This window comes from Mediterraneibacter faecis, assembly GCF_055383675.1.
Map to the genome: position 1 here is coordinate 3,180,383 of NZ_AP043803.1, position 16,747 is coordinate 3,197,129.

Below are 16,747 nucleotides of genomic sequence, written 5' to 3' on the forward strand. Positions count from 1 at the left end.
AATGTTAGTATAGTGATATTAAGTTATTAACATTACAGATAAGGAGCATTCTATGCTGAAATCATATATTGCATTTGACCTGGAGACAACCGGGCTAAGTCCTCAGGAACATGAAATTATAGAGATTGGTGCCCTCAAAGTCCGGGAAGGAAAGGTCGTTGACCGTTTTATGGAATTCGTCCATCCAGACAAACCGATCACACCGATGATCACCAACATCACACATATCACAAATGATATGGTTGCAGGAGCAAGATCCTGCCCGGAAGTCATCCACGATTTTCTCTCCTTTTGTGAAGATGACGTGCTGATCGGACACAACGTCATGTTTGACTATAGCTTTGTAAAATGCAGTGCAGTCAGAGAAGGTCTTACATTTGAAAAAATGGGAATCGATACTTTAAAAATTGCCCGCAAAGTACATAAAGACTTTGAGTCTAAAAGTCTCGGTGCGTTATGCGACTATTATCATATTGAGAATCCTGCTGCTCACCGCGCATACTATGATGCACTCGCAACCGCAAAGCTTTATCAGACACTGGCACACTATTTTGAGCCACAGGATCCGAAAGTGTTCCAGCCTCTTCAACTTCAATATAAAATTAAAAAAGTGCAGCCTGCCACACCAAAGCAGATTGCACTCTTAGAACGCCTGACGGAACAGAAAGAACTGATACCTGACTGGGATACAACTACGCTGACAAGAAGCGAAGCCTCCCGGATCATTGACAGGCTTTTGAAATCTTAATCTTCCTGAAGTCTCTGTACCATTGCCCAGATTGCCTTTGCCGAATTGAAGTTCACCGGCATCATCTCAGAGGCTTCAATGCTGATATCAAATGCATCCTCCAGCTCTGATACAAGTGTGATGATCGCGAAAGAATCAAGAAGCTGATCATCGATCAGAGCTGTCTCGTTCTCATAGTCAATACTATCATCAATCTCATTTAAAATTTCTAATAATTCTTCCATTTTTTCTTCCTCTTTTCCTATCATTTTGAATCTGTAACTGTTCTACCATGTTCAATTCATAAGTTTCCTGCTGTACTCTTGCCTGGATCCATCCTTCTTCCTCGCTGTAAAGTACAACCCCCGGAAGTTCATGGCTCAAGAACAATGCCATTCCTTCCATTGCTGAATACGCACCGGTTCTCTCGAATACAAGGATGGCGCCTTTTTCCAAACCTTTCAAGGTGATTTCATTGCAGAGAACATCATTCAGTGTACATAAGGATCCACAGACTTTCCAGGTCTTTTCTTCTGCATTCTTATTTTTGGAAACTTCCGCAACCTTCACTGAAACTTCCTTTGGAAGTACCTTCACATACGGTTCATACATTCCCTTGATTTGCCCGTCATAATTGAGCTGATGACAGCCCCCGTCAACAATACAATAATGAATGCCGTCACTCGTCTTGGTATCTTCCACTTTGGTCAAATAGTAGCCACACATCGCCGCCAGCGCGCGTCCCAGCTCTACTGTTACATGTCCCTTCCACTGCATGCCCTTCACAGCGTCCTGAAGTCCCTTTAATCCAGCTTCTTCAAAGGTCTCTGCCGTTTTATCGCGGAAATACGGAACTGCCGTTCCAGAGCCGTATTCCAGACATCTCACATCGATCTGCTCTTCTGCCGCTTTCTTTAAAAATTCATCCAGATATGCCAGTTCCTTCTGATGGCGCTTCAGATTCTTCTTTTGTGTTCCTGAGAAATAGTGAATTCCTTCAGCCTCGATTCCCGGAAGTTCCTTTGCCTTTTTCAGAATTTCTAATACCGTATCTTCGTCCATTCCAAACTGATTTCCACTTGTAAGTCGCGGGTATAACCGGAGCACACCATCCTCCGGATGTTCCTCGCTCCATTCTGCAAAATATTGGAAATGCAGTGGGGATTCCACTGTATATGCACATTTATTTCCGCAATATGAAAGTATCTCCCGGATATCATCCCGTTTTTTCATAACACCTGAAATAAATAATTTTTCCGGTGGAACTTGCAGTTTCCTGCAAATCCGAAATTCTCCCATGGAGCAGACTTCGATGCGGTCTGCCCACTGAGCCATATATCCTGTCAGAAATGGATTCGCCTTCATTGCATAACAAAGGCTGATCCCCGGACCAAAGCCTGCACGAATACGTTCTGTCTGTTCTTTTAAGATATCCAGATCAAACACGTAAAGCGGAGTTTCATATTTTTTTGCAGCATTAAACAGCATTTCTTTTTTCACAATATTTTCTCCTTTCTTATGCTGCTCCTCTCAAACCCCAATGTACAGCCTTTATTTTTTCCATAATTCTTAAAATAATTACGGTCTGTCTTGCCATTCTTGTTCAACGGCATCTCATCTACCTGAATCAATTTTGTCGGAACCATATAGACCGGAAGTTTTTCCTTCATCTGTTTTCTGACATCTGAGGCTGCTTTCTCTCCAAGATAAAATCCCATAATACGATTTTTCTCCATATCAAAGACACAGCAGCTCTTCTCCACTCCATCAAGTGCTGTCATAGAACGCTCAATTTCCTCCAGCTCAATCCGGTGTCCCATATGTTTGATCTGGAAATCTTTTCTTCCTGCAAATACGATATTTCCTTCTTCGTCATAACTTCCAAGATCTCCGGTTCGATACATTCTCTGTTCTGTTCCATCTACAGGATACAGCACAAACTTCTCCGCTGTCTGCTCAGGTTCTTTATAATAGCCATTCGCCAGAGATTCTCCTGCCGAGCAGATTTCCCCCTGTACACCAGGTTCTGTCACCCGTTTGCCTTCCTCGTCTACAAGGATTACTCTTCTTCCCGGGAATGCCTTACCGGCCGGTATTTTCTCACTGTCCTCATACTGTCGCTCAATCGGGAAATAGGTACAGTTACAAGTAATCTCAGTTGGTCCATATAAATTTACAAATTTTGCATCTGGCAGCTTTTCCTGCCAGATACGCAGCTGTTTTGGCGGCATTGCTTCTCCGCTGAACATAACTCTTTTCACTGATTCCGGCACTCTGTAATTCAATCCTTTCAGCGCAGACACAAGTGTTAATGCCGAAACAGCCCAGGTCAGATTGGTCACTTTCTTATCGCAAAGATAATCCAGAAGTCTCGGCGGTGTCGAGAAGTATTCTTTCGGTATCAAAACAAGCTGTGCCCCTGTCATGATACTGGAATAAATATCTTTCACAGACACATCAAAATCAAACGGTGCCTGATTTCCAATCACATCTTCTGATGTAATCTCAAAGATTTCTGTAAAATGACGGACAAACCGGCTGACAGCACCATGACTTACCACGATTGCCTTCGGAGTTCCTGTAGACCCAGAAGTGAAAATTCCATACAAAGCATCTGTCTCTTTCCATTGTCCCTGGATCTGTTCAAGTTTACTGCGTTGCTCTTCTGACAAATCCGTTCCTGTTGTCGGTAGAAGTGTCTCCGGTCCGATCACTTTCTCTTCGAGTCCTACTCCGACTGCTTCCAGCTGCTCTTTTCCCTTCTCATCAGAAATGATCACTTCCGGCTCCAGCTTCTCCATAATCTTTCGCAGACGTTCCGCCGGGTTCATCGGATTCACCGGAACATAAAAACATCCTGCATAAACGATTCCAAGCATCACTGCCAGTGTTTCTGAACTTTTCTCTAAAAGAACCGGAATCGGATTTCCCGGTTGAACCTTTTTACTTAATTCTGCACCTATCACCTGAGCTTTCTTCACAAGTCCTTTCCAAGTCAGCTCCTGATTTACATCCGAAACAGCAACCCTGTCTTCATACTTTTTCGCTGTCTGCTCCAGGCTCCACAAAATATTCAACTCTTCTTTTGCTATCATTTTCCTACACCCGTTTCTTTTGCCACTTCTATTTTTCCTTGTATTCTTGCAAGGTTCTGCTTATACTGTTTGGCCAGCTGATTCCATGCTTCATACGTCGGATCATTTCTATGATCTTCCAGTTCATAATTCTCTTCTAAATAATTTCCAAGATACGAAGTCACCTTCTCTGCCCCATAAACATTCAGATGATCGCCCTTATCCTGTGTATCTTCTGTCCAGTTCAGCCCTAATTCTTCCACCTTCTTATTCAGATCCAAATATGTGATTCCTTTTCCATCCGCATATTTCTGTATCTCTGCATGCCGTTTATGATTCCAGTTCTTTGGTGATGGCATACTTACAAGCAATAACTGCGCATTATTCTTTTCACACAGTTCTTCAATTTTCTCCAGATAAACCTTTACATACTCAGGCATTGTTTCACATTTTTTCTTTTTCTTCATATAATCCGGTTTTCCTTCATATGGATCAACCTCATCCCTGATCACAAACCCCTTGTAATTCGTATGCATTTCCGGCTCATCTACTACTGTCTTCCACAGATTATGATAACGGAAAACCGGCAGATAATACTGTCCTGCCTGCGTTAATATCTCCTGTGTACTTTTTACTGCTCCAATATCACGGAACAATGTATTTGTCTCAAGTATCACAATCTTTGGAGACTGTTTCTTAAATGCATGTTTCAGCATGTAATAAGTCTCTGGAATTCTCTGTGCTCCCTGTCCACAGTCATAAGTTGTAATCCCTTTATCGTCCCACAATCGCATTGTTGATACGGAATTATAGCTTTCGCTGTCACCGGCCACCAGCAGATCCAGTGTATCTTCCGGCTCAACTGTAAGAGCCGCAAACGGACGGTTTCTTCCGGTCACTTCTCCATTCAGCTGATGCACCACATAACATTCCATCCCGACAGAACTTGCCAACAGAAATACTGCCAGTATTACAATAAAGAGAACTCCTCTTTTTATCTTACTCATTCTTATCACCTCAGAAACCGGCGTAGATCAGATCTTGAATCTGATATCCATCCCCATACGCTGCGAAGATTAAAATACCTATAATCAAAGCATAATACAATCCCCAACGCACCGGTACAGCCAGTTCTCCCATTTTCTTCTGCACATGGATTCCGTGCTCTTTCATAGAACCCACAATTCCGACGATCAGGCATCCCACTATCACTGCCAGATAATCTGCCCGCTCGAGCCCGAGTGTATACAGTGTCCCATCTGTTAATTGTCCTGCATCAAAATGCTTTATCATATTGCAGAACATATACCATCCGGCCTTCAATCCATTTGCACGGAAAAATAACTCTCCAACTACAATAATCACCCATGTCTTTGCAATCTGGATTGTTCTCCAGATTTTCGTCTCCGGATCAATATGACACACTTCTAAAATATGGTCTCGAACCGGCTCCACAGCAATCCCAAGCATGATCAATACAAAATAATACATTCCATAGAAAATATAGTTCCACTGTGCGCCATGCCAGACTCCGTTCGCAACCCACACTGGGAACAGGGCGATTGCAGAAGTCACCAGTCTTGTAATATGCTTTCCGCAATGCTTTCTTCCATACTGGTTCCATTTCTTAACCAATCCGGATACCGATACCGGATAGAAAATATATGCCTTGAACCACGCGCCGAGTGTAATATGCCATCTGCGCCAGAATTCGGAAGGGTTCTTCGCACAGAACGGCTGTCGGAAGTTTTCCGGAAGGCAGATACCAAACAACTTTCCACTTCCTATAATGATGTCCATACAGCCGGAGAATTCCATATAAAGCTGAATCACGTAACCAATCGCTGCTGCAAGAATCACCGCACCATGATAGTCTGCATAATGGTCAAATACCTGATTTACCATCAGTGCCATACGGTCAGCTATCACCATCTTTTTAAAGAGTCCCCAGAAGATTCTTACATAACCATCGACCACATTTCTATATTCCAATGATTTTCCTGTATACAATGTGTCTGCCACATCAGAATATCTTGCGATTGGTCCTTCCATGATCTGTGGGAAGAATCCAAGAAACAATGCGGTTCTCCAGATTTCTGTCTCTGCCTGTATGGTTCCCCAGTACACATCTGTCATATAACCAATAGCCTGCAATGTATAAAATGATATTCCAATTGGCATTAATAGATTTTCCGGTCTCCATCCTTCCAGAACCGGATGTCCAAACAGATGACTTAAATTCACCGTAAAGAAATCAAAATATTTCAGATAGCCGAGAATTCCAAGTAAAATGAAGATGCCAAGTGCAAAAACTCTTCGTCCTTTTTTCTGATATTCCATCTTCACTGCTTTCTTTTGTTTCCGTTCCAGACCTTCTACAGCCTTCGCTTCCTGCATCCGGATCACAGTCAGCCAAATGCCGATACAATGGGTCAGAAGCGTTGTTCCTAAAAGATAAACCAGTAATTTCCCACTTAGCAGATAAAAGAAAATCCAGCTGAATCCCAGCAGGACTCTTCCTCTCCATTTCTCCGGTGCAAGCTGATAGACGAACAGACAGACCGGAAGAAATAAAAAGATATATATGATCGAATGATATCCCATCTTTTGTAGTTCTCCTTCTTTTGTGAACTGTGTTCCCTGGCAACGTATCTATACAGGTACAAACGGTTCTGATTTAAATCTTTTTTATTATTTCATCAACATCTTAAAGCATACTCTCTACATTTCTTAAGATTTTATAAATTTATTTTTCGTTTAAAACTGGTATGGTTTATTTTTGTAAAAGTGGCTCTTTTTTATAGTCCACTTCTGTTGTATAGTATGATAAATCTTAAAGGAAAGAGGTTTTTGTTATGAATTCTAAGTCAACAGTAACATTAAAGAAACTTGTCATGGCTGCACTGTTCGCAGCGCTTGCCTGTGTTGCTACGATGTCAATCAAGATTCCTACTCCCGGAACAAGCGGATATATTCACCCGGGTGATGCGATTGTTATCCTTGCTGGTGTTGTTCTCGGACCTGCATGGGGATTCCTCGCAGGCGGTATCGGATCTGCTATGGCAGACCTGCTCGGAGGATATTTTGTCTATGTTCCGATCACATTTGTGATCAAAGGACTGGTATCCCTTTGCTCCGCCCTTCTTTACCGTAAAGTAGGTAAGAATTCCAAGAGCCGTTACATAGCAGTCATCCTCGGCGGTGTTGCTGATATCATTCTCGTTGCCGGCGGTTACTGCCTGTGCGAGTACTTTATCTACGGAGCCGGCGCATTCGCAAGCGTTCCGGCGAACCTGGTCCAGGGAATCGGTGGACTGATCCTTTCTGCTGTACTTTATCCGATTTTGATTGCAATTCCGGATGTAAAACAGACAGCACTTGCGAATTCATAAGTTTTGTTTATTAACTGATAAGCCCTATAATATTGCACGCAAAATCCCCCATGGGAAGACAGAACCTTTACTTCTTCTCATGGGGGATTTTGTTGTATCTAATACTTATTTTCACATAAAGAAAAAAGTCCGGAAACAATCATTTCCAGACTTTCTAAGAGGCGCAGACCGGATTTGAACCGGTGAATCAGGGTGTTGCAGACCCACGCCTTACCGCTTGGCTACTGCGCCATATCTTAAATTTTATTACAGCCAGCAATGCTTTCTGTAAAATGACCCCGACGGGAATCGAACCCGTGTTACCGCCGTGAAAGGGCGATGTCTTAACCGCTTGACCACGGGGCCTCAACGATCACTTTCTCGCGTGACCGTTTTATATAATATCATATGTTTTTGTGGAATGCAAGTGTTTTTACAAATTTTCTTTTATTTTTTTCATCACAATTCAAGAATGTAACAGTTACTCACCTTTTTTCACTTCGAACCTGCTGATTCCCATCATGCTCACTGTTCCATCCGTGCTGTTCGTATCGATCTCGCAACTATTATAAAAACTTCCGTCTTCATACCAGTTATATACATTTACAAGCTCGGATTCTGTATGTTGGGATGCTTCTCCATATGCTGCCTGAACGACATCAATTGCCGTTCCTAACTGGATTCCTCCCGGGAATATTACTGTCAAGTCTTCGTTTCTCAGTGAATACTGTTCCACATAGATTCCTCCGACCAGACAATCCTTCGCTTCTTTTACAGCATTCCCTGTATTGATCAGATCCACCATGATCGTATTCTTGGAAGCATCTTTAAACCAGGCATTCTGATAATCTCCTGCTTCAATCTCATACTCCTGCGGAAGGCTTTTTTCATCCAGCGTAAGTCCAGTGCTTTCCAGGTCTGCGATTGTACACGGAAGCGTCAGTCCTTTACCGTTAATCTGAACGGTATAAGAATTCCAGCTTGCTCCAAGTTCTTCACTTTGTGGTGCGGCACCTTCTATATCCGACTGGATTCCCTTAGCGGCTTCTGCTTCTGCCGCTGCTTCCTGATTCTCTTCTTCCAGCATTTCATCTGTATTATTCTCCGCTTCGTCCTCACCGTTATCCTTCGCAGATTCCTTTACAGCCTTTGGCACTTTAATCTTCTTTGTATCATTATAGGACACAAATGTCACTTCCAGTGTATAGGATGTCACCTGTGCATTCTCTTCTCCTGCTGCCTTCAAATAATCTGTCAGATCAAAGGTAATCTTTGCCGGAAGTATATTACTTCTATAAATATCAATCACACAGTCCACTTTTACGTTGTTCAATTTCTGCTGAAGCTCCTCGTTGTTTTCCTCATCCTCGGAAGCCTGTAGATTCCAGCCTGACAGATCAGAGGAATCTTCTCCGAGTAAAGCTTTCAGCGTATCTGCAAATGTCTCCTGGAACTGTGTTCCACTGATCGTTCCTGTCAGCTCAAAGCACTCTTCCTTATTCACGGTCGCAAGATCCTGTGAAACGTTGAATGCTCCGGACAGATTCTGAAGTCCATCGAACAATACCGTCTGCTGTGAAGATGTCTCTTTCTCCTCAACAGCGTTCTTCTCCCAGGCTTCATCCGTTCCACTGTAGATCACAGTCTTCCCGTCTTCTTCCACCTGATAAGATTCCATCTCCTGTGTCTCTTTCGTTCCGGCCATATTCGTCTTCTGCTGACCTTTTCTGTGTACTGCTGCCGGATCCCGTGTCATCTCGATATCCAGATTGCTCTCCTGGCTGATTGCACTGTTGCCATTACCCATCTGCAGTTTTACGATCTGATTCTCTTCTGCCGATTCTACCGATGTCATATTAACCTCAATATCGCGGAACAGATTCTCCGATGTCGCTGCTTTCTGACAGCCACTCAGACTTCCAACTGCCGCAAGAAATATAATTCCTGCTGTTAACTTCTTTATCCATTTACATTTCATAGTTTGTCTTTCACTTCCCAAGTCGTATATTCAAGAATGCCTCGACATTCTTGCTACTATCTCTTATCGTAACCAGCTTTGCACTTCATTATACAAAATTATTTTCTCAAAAACAATGCTTACTTCCTGCCTGTGACATCTCACTACTGAACAATAGTTACTGTTCACATACCACTATCCCGAGACATACAAGCCCAAATTCCATTGCCGCAGGCAATTTGGAATGAATTTTGGCTACGTTACTGTGAACGGAGTGAACAGTAACGAACAATAACCCGAGCATTCCCCTATCGTCTTCTATTTTCCTACTATTTTTATATGTTTATTTGGTTTTTCTATTGACTTTCTCATTGAAATGCTTTATCATACTTTTCATACCTGTTTAATATGTTATTTTGTTTGAGTGAGGAATTTGCTTATGAATATCTTATGCTTTGGAGATTCGAATACTTACGGATACCGCCCGGATGGAACCGGACGCTTTGATGAAAAAACAAGATGGACCTGCCTGCTTCAGAAGAAATTCGGCAACGGACATCGCATTATCGAAGAAGGATTGTGCGGCCGCACAACTATTTTTTCGGACGCTTTTCGCGAAGGCCGCCGCGGATTAGACCAGATTGGAATCACAATAGAGACTCACAATCCTATAGATCTTCTGGTTCTCATGTTAGGAACAAATGACTGTAAAACGCGCTTTAACGCTTCTTCCAAAACGATTGCCAAAGGATTGATTCAGGTTATTGAAAAAGCGAAGAAATATAGTCCTCAGCCCTTTGAACTCTTGATCATCTCTCCGATCCATCTTGGCAATGGAGTCGGAGATGACGGCTTTGATCCTGAATTCGATCTTGCGTCTGAACAGGTTTCCAGACAGCTTGCACAGGAATATCGGAAAGTTGCCACTCATTATCACGCCGGTTTTCTGGACGCTTCAAAAATCGCTCTTCCAAGTGAAATTGACCGGGAACATCTGGATGAATCCGGTCATGCAGCACTTGCGGATGCTGTTTATAAAACAATTACTGAAAGTGGATTGCTTGAAAAAGGGATGGACTCTTCTTTCTGTCATATTGCATAATATTCTTCCCTAATGCTCTTACCAACTATGAGAAACACGCTCCGCGAGTTTCTCAAGTTATCGCGGCAGTCGCCAAGGTCTCGTGCAAGCACGGACTTTGGCTCGTTGCCCGCGTAAATTAAAAGAGCTGTCATACGACAGCCCTTTCATCAGAAAAGATTATTATTGTGTTTATAAATCAAGTTTTTTCTTCAATTCTTCACGAATCTCATATGCGCTGAATCTCATTGGAATTTCGTAAGTCTCATCTTTACTGTGCTGTGGATCCCATACCTGTGCATAGAATGGGTTCTTTCTTGCAATCTTTGGATAAGCCCAACTCTTCTTCATACATTCTGGACACCAGTGTCCTCCCTGAAGAGCCGCATTTACAGATAAATCAAATTCGTGTCCGAACGCACACTTCCATTTTACAGGAGTATAGATATCTTCGATTTCTCCGCCAAGATACTCGCCTCCTCTGAATTCTGCCGCTTTCTGCAGATCTTCAGCTGTCAGATTCTCAAGATCTTTGCTTTCATCATATCCGTGATCAAGGAATGTTTCTTCTTCGCTTGGACGATGAAGTTCGAATTTTGTTCCGATCAATTTGTGTTTTTCTTCCAAAGATCCGTAGAATGCCTGAATCCATTCGGTTTTATTATTTTCTTCTGCCCATCTTGGTCCCATTTCTTTTGAAGCTATCGCTTTATTTTTTTCCTTTAACTGCTCAATATTCGGAAGCATTGCCGCAACCATTGGGTTCTTGAAAAGACGTCTTGCTGTGTTTTCAACTTTTTCCCAATACTCTTTTCCGGAAATGCAGCGGAAGTGGAGATAATTTTCCAAAACATCTGCATCTGTATAGTACTGTCCATGGAAGTTAAATCTTGCCATCTGCTGTGGTTCATAAATATCTTCAAAATTATAACCCATCGGATTCAGATTAAGATTCATGAATTCCCATGTAGTCTTACGGAATTCTTTTCCACTACTTAAGTTATATGCTTTTCTCCAAAAGCTTTCATCTACCCAGTCTTCACATAAGTTTGCCATACAGATACCAGACTCAATCTGTGTGCTCCACTCCAATACATTGTTCGGTGGCTGATGGAACATGATTGGTTCCTGAGCTGCCGTCTCTGCACTTGGATGCTGACCAGTCTGGCGAATGGATACCCAGTATTTTAATCCGCAATCATACAATGCTGCCTCAGTAAATACTTTTGACAATGCATAGTAATCGTGAATAGACGGGTTCATCGGATCTCCAACTCTACCAAAATGTACCGGTTCCAGTCTGCTTCCTGTCATAGCAACTGTTCCGACATATGCCAAATGAACTTTATCCGGATCTGGCTGCTCTTTAATTGCTTTTATGATATTTAATGTTGATCCGATATTTGTATACAATGTCTCTTCCGGATATTTATCCGCTGCCGGAGATACCATTGCGCCAATATGTAATACATAATCACAACCATCTACGCATTTTTTGATTGTGTCGTAATCTGACATGTCTCCCCATACAACTTCAAGTGCAGGACACATATGTTTCTTTGCAAATACACGATTCTTATCGGATGGTCTGAGCAGCGCACGTACTTTGAATCTGTTTGGTCTTGCCAGCAACTGTTTCAGTGTCTGGCCTCCCATCATTCCGCTCGCACCTGTTATGAAAACAAGTTTTTTCGGTTTTGATACATCTCTGTGCACATCTTCACGGTCAAATGTAAGTGCTGCATCCATTGCTTCTCTGGTTGCATTAATTGCACGTCTTGCCATTGCTGCATCACCGATCTCAAAGTAGCCGATTCCGTTTTTATAACATGTCTCTGCAAGAGCACTTCCGTCACGTTTCTTAGCACCGATTGCAAGTACTGCCGTATCACATGGGAATTCAACTTTTTCTCCGTCTTTTTCGCCGATCACAACATTGTCACCGATTTCAGTTACTTTTATGGATGTAACCGGGATAATGCCGGATTTCTGGATTTCTTCACCCATACATATTTTTCTTGTTGTTCCCATATCAGAACAGATATCCGGAAGCATTTCGAGAACGCTTACTTTCGCTCCCTTTTCTGCCAGATATTCTGCTGTTTCCATGCCGACCATACCGCCACCGATCACAACAACATTTCCTGTAGCTTCTGCTTTACCGTCTAATACATCATGAGAATCTTTTACAAATGCCTTATCTACGCCCGGAATCGGAGGAATGATTGACTCTGCACCGATTGCGTTCATAACAGTATGAGGTTTGATTTCTTCAATCATTTCCGGTGTAACTTTTGTATTCATACGAATATCAACGCCCAGTCGTTCCGCCTTCTTAGCCATTGAGATTGCCGCCGCTTTCATTTCTTTCTTACGCGGTGCCTCACCTGCTGTTAAGAACTGACCACCAAGTGTGTCTGTCGCTTCGCAGAGAATCGGATCATGTCCTCTCTTCTTCAGGATAATTGCAGCTTCCAGTCCTGCAATACCTCCACCGGCTACAAGTACTGTCTCTGGTTTTTCTGTCAGATGGATCTCACATTCTTTTTCGCGTCCAAGAGCCGGGTTACGAAGACAGGTAATACATTCCATATCCATATTTTCAAATCCGTCATAACAGCCCTGATTGCATCCGATACAATAATCAATATCGTCTGTCTGCCCTGCTTCTGCCTTCTTACAGAAGTCAGGGTCTGCAAGCTGTGCACGTCCCATAACAACCATATCTACTTTGTCTTCTTCCAGAATCTTTTCTGCAAGTTCAGGTGTATTAATTCGTCCAACTCCGATTGTCAACATTCCTGTTTCCTCGCGGATTTTAGCTGCATTGTCAACATTAAATCCCTGTGGAAGATCTACAGGAGGAACTTCGAATTTCAATCCATTTGACAAAATATTTCCTCTGGAAACATCCAGAACGTCAACACCTGCTTCCTGTGCAAGTTTACAGAATTTGATTACTTCTTCGATTGTAAGTCCACCTTCAAGATAATCATCATGTGCATCGATTCTCATTAACAATGGCATACCCTCCGGCATATTAGCACGGATTGCACGAATACACTCTAATGGGAATTTTGCACGGTTTTCAAAAGATCCGCCATACTCATCTGTTCGTCTGTTAATTCCACCGGACAAGAAAGAGTGTGGCAGGTAGGTATGTGCACAATGGAATTCAATACAGTCATATCCTGCCTGAACTGCGCGGTTTGCAGCCTTTCCATAGGCATCTACTACAACCGGAATCAATTCTTTAGGCATTCCCGGAATTGTGATTTCTGCACTGATCGGCATATCACTTGGGATAATGATCTGCGCTGCACGGTCAGAAGAAACTGCCAGAGCTCCAAGCCACAACTGAACGCCGGCCTTACCACCTTCTGCATGGATTGCATCTGTTAATCTTTTCATACCCGGAATATACTCGTCTTCACTAAGGGATAAGAAACGTTTTGGTGCTGCTGGTGTGTAAACACTTGTAACTTCGACAATGTTTAATCCGCTTCCACCTTTTACACGAGCCACATGATAATCGATCAGTTTGTCTGTAACTTCACTTCCGTCACCTGAAAATTTCGTTCCCATAGCCGGAAGAATAATACGGTTCTTTAATTCCATATCTTTTATTTTTATAGGACTAAATAACTTCTCAAACACAAAAATCAGCCTCCTTTTTCTTATTTCATTTTCCAAGAATGCTCCATCATTCTTGCTACGAGTTTTGCGTTACCTATAGTTTACACTGTACAGATGAATGAACGTCAATGACACATTATTGCCAAACTTCATGCCCTACTTTTTACTTTTTTCCAAACTACATTAGTTAAAATCCCCATGAGAAATCTTTTATCGGAAAACAGGGCCATTTCCTCTGTACAGTTGACTGTACGCTTTAGAATAAGTATACTGAAATTATACAGATAACGTGACAAGGAGGATACGTTATGAGAATGCAGGAAATCTGTAAAATCAGCGGATTTACAAAAAGAAATATTCACTATTATATTAAGGAAGGATTACTTTCTCCTGCTTCTGATGTTCAGAACGGTTATTATGATTTTTCAGAGGAAGAAGTGAAGCGACTATCTTTAATACGTCTGTTTCGTAATGCCGGCCTTTCTATTTCCGTGATCCGATCTATTATGAATACGCCTGACAGCACCGGACTATATTTAAATCAGCATATCAAAGAGCTCCATAAAGAAAAGGAACGTTTAGAAGGAATTTTATCTGCTATGAATGATCTTTTCGAACGCCTTCCGGTTAACACAGATATTGATAAACTATATGCCTTAGGAACTCAGATCCATATTCCTGAAATATGCTCTTATCCGGAAAGTGATTCTTTTGATGCAAATGATAAGCTTCAGGTTAACCGGATTTTGTGGGTTCATTTCCTTCCCGAACCACCGTTGACCGAGTACCAGGAATTTTTGTGGCAGAAATTAAATCATCTTACAAACATTCAGTATAATGAAAACTGTCGCAAGATTCGTCAGTTTCTTCATACACTTGACATTACTGACATTGACAGACTTTTCAAAAAGAAAGACAAGCATATCAACTATGTAGCATCTTTAGATCACGACGGCTGTTTGCAATATGCCGAAGAAATGAAAAACAGAATCCGTGCGTTTATGAAAAATAAAGAAAATATTGATGCCTGGAAACGATATTACTCTCTGTATATTTATCCGGAAATCCAAATCTACGACAGTGAGATTTGTTCTATCATGTTAGAAATCAGTCCTCTTTTTGTTGATTATTGCACGAACATTCATCTCACCTGCGAAAGAGTCTACGTTTGGCTGCAACAGACTTTAGAAGGAAAAGCTCTTGAAAAACAGCTTCTTGATTTATTTGATGACAAAATTGATTTAATACACAGTCAGCACGGCGAGTTAGAACTTTTAGCAAATTTTCCACAATTAATCCTTGGAGCCGACTGGTAGATACAACTACCGTTAAAAAATGGTTAGATAAAAAAATTTGATTTTATCATAAAATCACCACTCACATTGTACTGTAAAAAAATATTACACCAAAAGAAGCATCATCTCGGTGCTTCTTTTCTTTATGTAAATATGCTATAATACATTAATACGTTCGTGTACAAAAGTATACGTGCTTTTACAGGAGGAAAACACACATGGGAAAACATGAAAAAGAACGTGATGGATTCAAAAGCCGGACTGGATTTATCCTTGCCTGCATCGGATCTGCCGTCGGCATGGGAAATATCTGGAGATTCCCTTACATGGTATCAGACTGGGGTGGTATGACCTTTCTGATTCCTTATATTTTATTTGTAATATTGATTGCTTCTACAGGAGTAATTGAGGAAATGGCACTGGGACGCGCTGCCAAAGGTGGCCCGATCAAAGCCTTCGGTGTCTGCACAGAAATGCGAACTGACAATAAGAAAACAGGTGAACTGATCGGACTGCTTCCGGTTCTTGGCTCTCTCGCACTTGCGATCGGATACACAGTTGTTGTCGGATGGATTTTCAAGTATACCTTCCTTGCACTGACCGGACAGATTGCCGGCATGAAGCAGGATATGAACCAGATTGGCGGTATGTTCGACAGTACTGCTTCTGCTTTTGGTAATAACCTTTGGCTTGTAATCGCAGTTCTTGTAACTGCTGTGATCATGGCAATGGGGATTGCCGGTGGAATCGAGCGTGCCAACGGCGTAATGATGCCGTTATTGTTCGTACTGTTTCTTGGACTCGGGGTATATATTTTCTCCCTTCCTGGTTCATCTGCCGGATATCGTTACATCTTCACAATCAATCCAAAGGGACTTTTAGACCCAAGACTTTGGATCTATGCTTTTGGGCAGGCATTCTTCTCTCTGTCCATTGCCGGAAACGGAACTGTTATCTATGGTTCCTACTTAAAGGATTCTGAAGACCTGGTAAGTTCTGCAAAAAATGTTGCCATCTTCGATACAATCGCTGCCTTACTCGCTGCTTTCGTGATCATTCCGGGAATGGCAGTCGGCGGTGCTGAATTATCTTCTGGCGGCCCGGGACTGATGTTTATCTATCTGGTCAATGTATTCAACGGAATGCCCGGCGGCAAGATTGTAGGCATCATTTTCTACATCTGCGTACTTTTTGCCGGAATGAGCTCACTTGTAAATCTGTACGAAGCTCCGGTTGCTACATTACAGGAACGTTTCGGATTAAAGCGGGTCTCAGCTGTTGGAATCATTGCAGCATTCGGCTGCTGTATCGCACTTCTCATCCAGGGCATCGTCTCCGGATGGATGGACGCAGTTTCTATCTATATCTGCCCACTTGGAGCAATGCTTGCAGCAATCATGTTCTTCTGGATCGCAGATAAAGAATTCGCACTGAAAGCGGTAAATACTGGACGTGAGAAAAAAATCGGAACTTGGTTCTTGCCACTTGGAAAATATGTCCTTGTTCCACTCGCACTTGTTGCACTGATTGCCGGCGCAGTGCTGGGCGGAATCGGATGATGAAACAATAACGTTAAACTACCACATAAAACTATGAGCCACAATCA

General features: G+C 42.3%; 12 protein-coding genes and 2 tRNA genes. 5 read left to right on the forward strand and 9 right to left on the reverse strand.

The genetic code is table 11. From position 1 onward, the window contains the following. Nucleotides 1-52: 52 nt before the first annotated feature. On the forward strand, nucleotides 53-748 hold the full coding sequence (locus ACZ47Z_RS15050; protein WP_015527753.1) for a 3'-5' exonuclease: 696 nt from the start codon (nucleotides 53-55) through the stop codon (nucleotides 746-748). Here ACZ47Z_RS15050 and ACZ47Z_RS15055 read toward each other — a convergent pair. Genes ACZ47Z_RS15055 through ACZ47Z_RS15075 form a run of 5 tightly spaced genes read right to left on the reverse strand, consistent with a single transcriptional unit; the run spans nucleotide 745 to nucleotide 6,405 of the window. Beyond that, nucleotides 745-972, reverse strand: coding sequence for a phosphopantetheine-binding protein (locus ACZ47Z_RS15055; RefSeq protein WP_015527752.1), 228 nt, complete (start codon nucleotides 970-972; stop codon nucleotides 745-747). The genes ACZ47Z_RS15050 and ACZ47Z_RS15055 overlap by 4 nt on opposite strands. Then, nucleotides 944-2,227, reverse strand: a complete 1,284-nt coding sequence (locus ACZ47Z_RS15060) for a diaminopimelate decarboxylase (protein ID WP_412377691.1) — start codon at nucleotides 2,225-2,227, stop codon at nucleotides 944-946. The genes ACZ47Z_RS15055 and ACZ47Z_RS15060 overlap by 29 nt, the downstream gene beginning before the upstream one ends. Next, nucleotides 2,224-3,822 carry an amino acid adenylation domain-containing protein gene (locus ACZ47Z_RS15065; RefSeq protein WP_464525711.1) on the reverse strand — a complete coding sequence of 533 codons (1,599 nt, stop codon included), beginning with the start codon at nucleotides 3,820-3,822 and terminating at the stop codon, nucleotides 2,224-2,226. The genes ACZ47Z_RS15060 and ACZ47Z_RS15065 overlap by 4 nt, the downstream gene beginning before the upstream one ends. Continuing rightward, nucleotides 3,819-4,808, reverse strand: coding sequence for an SGNH/GDSL hydrolase family protein (locus ACZ47Z_RS15070; RefSeq protein ID WP_464525712.1), 990 nt, complete (start codon nucleotides 4,806-4,808; stop codon nucleotides 3,819-3,821). Before ACZ47Z_RS15070 ends, ACZ47Z_RS15065 begins: the two co-directional genes overlap by 4 nt. A 10-nt stretch (nucleotides 4,809-4,818) precedes the next feature. Further along, the gene (locus ACZ47Z_RS15075; RefSeq protein ID WP_464525713.1) at nucleotides 4,819-6,405 is read right to left on the reverse strand and encodes an MBOAT family O-acyltransferase; all 1,587 of its coding nucleotides are present in this window, start codon (nucleotides 6,403-6,405) and stop codon (nucleotides 4,819-4,821) included. A 251-nt stretch (nucleotides 6,406-6,656) separates the two neighbouring features. Between ACZ47Z_RS15075 and ACZ47Z_RS15080 the strand changes: the two genes are divergently transcribed. Next, nucleotides 6,657-7,193, forward strand: coding sequence for an ECF transporter S component (locus ACZ47Z_RS15080; protein WP_054752685.1), 537 nt, complete (start codon nucleotides 6,657-6,659; stop codon nucleotides 7,191-7,193). Between the two features lie 159 nt (nucleotides 7,194-7,352). On the opposite strand, the gene ACZ47Z_RS15085 is transcribed toward ACZ47Z_RS15080, so the two are convergent. The 3 genes from ACZ47Z_RS15085 to ACZ47Z_RS15095 form a co-directional block, all read right to left on the reverse strand. Further along, nucleotides 7,353-7,424 (reverse strand) — tRNA-Cys (locus ACZ47Z_RS15085). Between the two features lie 42 nt (nucleotides 7,425-7,466). Then, a tRNA-Glu gene (locus tag ACZ47Z_RS15090) sits at nucleotides 7,467-7,538 on the reverse strand. Between the two features lie 115 nt (nucleotides 7,539-7,653). Beyond that, on the reverse strand, nucleotides 7,654-9,150 hold the full coding sequence (locus ACZ47Z_RS15095; RefSeq protein WP_054752683.1) for a DUF6612 family protein: 1,497 nt from the start codon (nucleotides 9,148-9,150) through the stop codon (nucleotides 7,654-7,656). A 418-nt stretch (nucleotides 9,151-9,568) separates the two neighbouring features. Here ACZ47Z_RS15095 and ACZ47Z_RS15100 point away from each other — a divergent pair, with 418 nt between their 5' ends. Further along, entirely contained in the window at nucleotides 9,569-10,231 is a 663-nt protein-coding gene (locus ACZ47Z_RS15100) for a GDSL-type esterase/lipase family protein (protein WP_054752682.1), read from the forward strand. Nucleotides 10,232-10,402: 171 nt separating this feature from the next. Here the strand turns inward: ACZ47Z_RS15100 and baiCD are convergent, their stop codons facing one another. Next, the gene (baiCD, locus tag ACZ47Z_RS15105) at nucleotides 10,403-13,867 is read right to left on the reverse strand and encodes a bile acid Fe-S flavoenzyme BaiCD (protein ID WP_055147243.1); all 3,465 of its coding nucleotides are present in this window, start codon (nucleotides 13,865-13,867) and stop codon (nucleotides 10,403-10,405) included. A 287-nt stretch (nucleotides 13,868-14,154) separates the two neighbouring features. On the opposite strand from baiCD, the gene ACZ47Z_RS15110 reads away from it, so the two are divergent. Both ACZ47Z_RS15110 and ACZ47Z_RS15115 read left to right on the forward strand, forming a co-directional pair. Beyond that, entirely contained in the window at nucleotides 14,155-15,162 is a 1,008-nt protein-coding gene (locus tag ACZ47Z_RS15110) for a helix-turn-helix domain-containing protein (RefSeq protein ID WP_054752677.1), read from the forward strand. 197 nt (nucleotides 15,163-15,359) lie between these two features. Further along, nucleotides 15,360-16,700, forward strand: coding sequence for a sodium-dependent transporter (locus ACZ47Z_RS15115; RefSeq protein ID WP_117916781.1), 1,341 nt, complete (start codon nucleotides 15,360-15,362; stop codon nucleotides 16,698-16,700). Nucleotides 16,701-16,747 lie beyond the last annotated feature (47 nt).